The organism is Nitrososphaera sp. AFS, assembly GCF_009898475.1.
In the GTDB taxonomy this organism is placed as follows: Archaea; Thermoproteota; Nitrososphaeria; order Nitrososphaerales; family Nitrososphaeraceae; genus Nitrosopolaris.
This window is the reverse complement of sequence record NZ_QURE01000136.1, coordinates 1-3,685: the sequence shown is the minus strand read 5'-3', so window position 1 is coordinate 3,685 and position 3,685 is coordinate 1. Positions and strand designations below refer to the sequence as shown.

Here is a 3,685-nt window from a genome sequence, read left to right as displayed (position 1 = left end):
GAGCGAGTTAATCATTTGCTGTACAGTTGGTAGATATTTGTCGAATTCGTCTGCTCCTCCTTCATACGTTAAGATGTATGCTTTGTCACCTCTGATTGCTCCAATTTCCATGTCTTTAAAAGTAGTTTTTCCATCCACGTAAGTGTAAAGTGATTTATATGCAGGCAATCCAGCGAGGATATTATTTGTAGTTAATCCAATCGATTTGAAATTCTGAAGAGAGTGTTTTAAATCGCCAAGACCATCATTCGCGTATTGAGCTACCGAAATTCCTTTTTCATCTGAAATATCGTCCATACTCAAGTCAAGACTGGCATTAGAGTTACTAGCTGGTGGATAGAATATAACGACATCAGTTTCTGTGTCCTGTTTTGTCCCGTTTTCTTGTTTATCCCAACCGGACGGATATTGGATTTTTATTCCAAAAGTGGAATTTTGATATGTTAATAAATTTGTTGCCGTTGTCTGCTGCGCTAGAGCTGTTAGCTTCATTGAAGCTAGTACGGTTACCCCCGAAATTACCACAATTAGAAGCAATAGTGATAATAATATTGTTTTGTTTTTCATAGAATTATCGACTGCTGCTAACTAACACAACTTTTAAGGATGTTATCCTATCTACAATATCAAACAGCTTAATGTTACACGGCCAACACACAAAGCTGTAAATAATGTCTGTTAGTTTCACAAAAAAGACGAACCTTTGTCCTATATTAAAGTCCTTTAGTATATTCGACGAATACACTGATAGAGCCCCATTTCTAACCGACTCATATAAACTGACAAATGAGTTATTCCTAAGCACCAATATCATTATACATAATAGTATTATGTTAAACTCAGAGAGTACATATTAAGACTAAAACGACAAGGCAAGTCATTGAAAAAGAGCCTTTATCAGTTTCCTGCCTAAATCATAATAAAATAGCTTCTCTAAGTAACCCAATGATTTCATCCAGCTTTATTATGAAATATAATATATTATGCTTGAAGAATCCAAGGCCTGCTGTCATATTCAAAACATGAAATAGTTTTAAACGTTGGAGTAATCCATATGCTATGCAAGACTTCTTTGAAATAGACCGCCTAGTAGAAGATCTAGCTAAAATATACTGTACTGCATGTGCTACTACATGGTTTAAGCTGACGAAAGTAAAGCCAATGCCAACAGAGTTTCGGGCCAAAGTTGTCGAATTCATGGAACATTTTGAATACACATTGTCTACATTTCCTAAGGGACAAGAAGTTGATCAATTTAGGGATTATGCTAGAAAAATGCTTCAAAGGGAGATTGAAAAGGTGCTTCAAGGAAATAATAAAGAAGTCGAAAAGCGTTACAGGTACTATGTAGAATATAATTAGTTAAATAATGAGTTATCAATATATTGCATGCGTCCCCATAAATAGTAATCGGCTGATAGGTATAGTTAGTCTTTTTGTTTTTAACACGCATCCACCATTGGACTTGGCTTTAGGATATTGACTTTAACAGGATTTAGATAAAAAAGTGATGGCAACTGCTTTCTGTATTCGTCTCATCAGAGTTTGCACATATTATAGGCACATTATAGGCACATAATTATGTACATGATTAGTTACTTTGTATGGATTAAATTGAGAATAATTAATTACTAGATCCCTCAATGGAAAGTCGGTTATAGTATATTATTTGATTAGCATGGCCATTGCAGAATTTGAATGCAGCTTTGACCAAACTAACTAACTTACAATTACACGTAGGTTCGTAATTATAAATGTCTCTAATAGACAGACTCTGGATTCGTGAAAACTACAATATTTGACTTGAATATGCCGATATTTGAATAGTTCATAGGTCATCCTGATTCTACATACTGGACAAAGGAAGATTCGCAAAAAACAAAGATATTTCGCAAAGTTGAACCATATTTGACATTTCTGAATATACCTCAATTAGAAAGGCAAGGTGCTGACATTCAAAGTAAGGTAGAAGAACTAGAAAAAATAAACCAGTCCCTGAGAAATCGTGACAAGCTAAAAGATGAAGCTATTTCACAATTATCAGATCGACTTGTAGCCTTATCAACAAGATTACAAGAGATTGAAAGAAGACAGCAGTTACTGACATGATGTATTACAGTTACTGTAGCAGACCTACTGATTCTTAAAAATCAACTTGGCTAGAATAGACCATATATAACAATCTCGTGACGATGAAAGGAAATATGATTTATGAATGTCAACAAGGTCACATATGCTTCAGCAGTAATGAGGATTTGAATACATGTGCTATTGTTCTTGGATTGTGTGTGGTTGGTCTCTCCTATTTGTCATACAGAGGATGGATAGATGTAAAAAGGATGGAAATGGAGAATGCAAAAGACCACACTGGCGAATGTAGCAGGACAGGTAGGACATGCACTGAATAACACAGCATCACAATTTGCGACACATTCAACTATGGTAGAAGCAGCGGGTCTACCCGTAGCAGCAGCCTTTGGGTTTATGCCAGGCCTTATGTTGGGATTAAGAAAGGGATAAGCGTCATAAGTGAAACCAGTGTAGGCTGTAAAGGCTATACAGAGGCGATAATCATGCTAACCATAACCAAATTCAAGTTGTATTCTACAATCTTAATCCAAAAATAACAATCACATACAAAAATTGAAAGAAAGAAATTAGTGGCCTATTTGCAAGAAGTAGGCATTTCGTTACATATCAGATGCTGTGTACCGTATATCACAGTGTTACCAAAATGGTTTTGGGTCTTTGATGGATCAAGCCATAGGCTGAATGCACTTCCGTCCATAAACTTCATGCTAGTTGGAACGTTTTGACAGGTCCTTCTTTCATGGTTACACTAGACGTACCATTAAATGTAGTAGAATTATTTGCAACAACTGGCTTTCCCGTCAACTTAAAATCAGATATAGTATGCTTATGTGGCTGACTGCCATCAGTCCTAATCATATAAAATGAACCATTGAATGTTGGATTTGGTGTATTGATTTTGTTCATCTTATATACACCGACTACAGAATATGAAACCTTCAATTTCTTGCCTTGTTCTCCGCTAATTCACTTTGTAGGGGATTCCAACTAATTAACAATTGAAGTCTTTCCCCAATAACTTTCCTTCAGGTCGCCTAACCAATCGGCTATTTGCGCATCTAATGACTTTTTTTGCTTCTAATGCTGCTTATATACCGGCCCCAATATAGATTGATAAATGGTAAATCGTGAAGTCACAATCGCAATGATGATCTCGTTTCCTATGGCCTTTGGTCTTTTGTTCCAAGCGCACGAAGCACAACGGTTCCTAAAGACATTGATCTGACTCCAGTAGTAGCGAGAGAAGCGTTAAAGAAGGCTCCAGTAGCAGTGTCAGGTAGTAACATCTATACAGCATGGAACAATGCCAGTACTGCTCTCCATGGCGATGCCATAATCTTCACAAAGAGTACTGATGGTGGGAATACTTATTCAAACGCAATGGTACCCCCCCTAATACTAATCCAAAGGTTACTGTTATACGTAATAATGTAAACATAGGCGCGGCCGGTAGTACCGTAGCGGTGACATGGTGGACAAACGAAACATGAGCACTTAATCCGGTAATCAGGACAAGTAACGATGGTGGGAACACTTTTGGAAATTTAATAAGGCTCAATAGCACTTCGGCAGTAGGTACATCAATACCAACCAC

General features: G+C 36.9%; 7 protein-coding genes. 3 read left to right on the top strand and 4 right to left on the bottom strand.

From position 1 onward, the window contains the following. Nucleotides 1-567, bottom strand: a 567-nt coding sequence (locus DYY65_RS11410; RefSeq protein WP_162478084.1) for a PsbP-related protein, incomplete at its 3' end; no start/stop codon positions are given. 492 nt (nt 568-1,059) lie between these two features. Between DYY65_RS11410 and DYY65_RS11405 the strand changes: the two genes are divergently transcribed. The 3 genes from DYY65_RS11405 (at nt 1,060) to DYY65_RS11395 (ending at nt 2,520) form a co-directional block, all read left to right on the top strand. Continuing rightward, entirely contained in the window at nt 1,060-1,362 is a 303-nt protein-coding gene (locus DYY65_RS11405) for a hypothetical protein (protein ID WP_162478083.1), read from the top strand. A gap of 546 nt (nt 1,363-1,908) precedes the next feature. Then, complete coding sequence (locus DYY65_RS11400) at nt 1,909-2,109, top strand: hypothetical protein (RefSeq protein ID WP_162478082.1); 201 nt, start codon at nt 1,909-1,911, stop codon at nt 2,107-2,109. A 243-nt stretch (nt 2,110-2,352) separates the two neighbouring features. Continuing rightward, nucleotides 2,353-2,520 carry a hypothetical protein gene (locus DYY65_RS11395; protein ID WP_162478081.1) on the top strand — a complete coding sequence of 56 codons (168 nt, stop codon included), beginning with the start codon at nt 2,353-2,355 and terminating at the stop codon, nt 2,518-2,520. Nucleotides 2,521-2,793: 273 nt separating this feature from the next. Here DYY65_RS11395 and DYY65_RS11390 read toward each other — a convergent pair whose 3' ends face one another. The 3 genes from DYY65_RS11390 to DYY65_RS12625 form a co-directional block, all read right to left on the bottom strand. After that, a complete protein-coding gene (locus DYY65_RS11390) occupies nt 2,794-2,997 on the bottom strand; it encodes a hypothetical protein (RefSeq protein ID WP_162478080.1) in 204 nt (67 codons plus the stop codon). A gap of 254 nt (nt 2,998-3,251) precedes the next feature. After that, on the bottom strand, nt 3,252-3,377 hold the full coding sequence (locus tag DYY65_RS12815) for a hypothetical protein (RefSeq protein ID WP_255457523.1): 126 nt from the start codon (nt 3,375-3,377) through the stop codon (nt 3,252-3,254). A 53-nt stretch (nt 3,378-3,430) separates the two neighbouring features. Then, nucleotides 3,431-3,685, bottom strand: a 255-nt coding sequence (locus DYY65_RS12625) for a hypothetical protein (RefSeq protein WP_236561814.1), incomplete at its 5' end; no start/stop codon positions are given.

What these genes read in the sequence shown, in the direction of transcription:
- DYY65_RS11395 (WP_162478081.1), top strand. Translation starts at nt 2,353, where the DNA reads ATGCAAAAGACCACACTGGCGAATGTAGCAGGACAGGTAGGACATGCA.
- DYY65_RS11390 (WP_162478080.1), bottom strand. Translation starts at nt 2,997, where the DNA reads ATGAACAAAATCAATACACCAAATCCAACATTCAATGGTTCATTTTAT.
- DYY65_RS12815 (WP_255457523.1), bottom strand. Translation starts at nt 3,377, where the DNA reads ATGTTACTACCTGACACTGCTACTGGAGCCTTCTTTAACGCTTCTCTC.
- DYY65_RS11405 (WP_162478083.1), top strand. Translation starts at nt 1,060, where the DNA reads ATGCAAGACTTCTTTGAAATAGACCGCCTAGTAGAAGATCTAGCTAAA.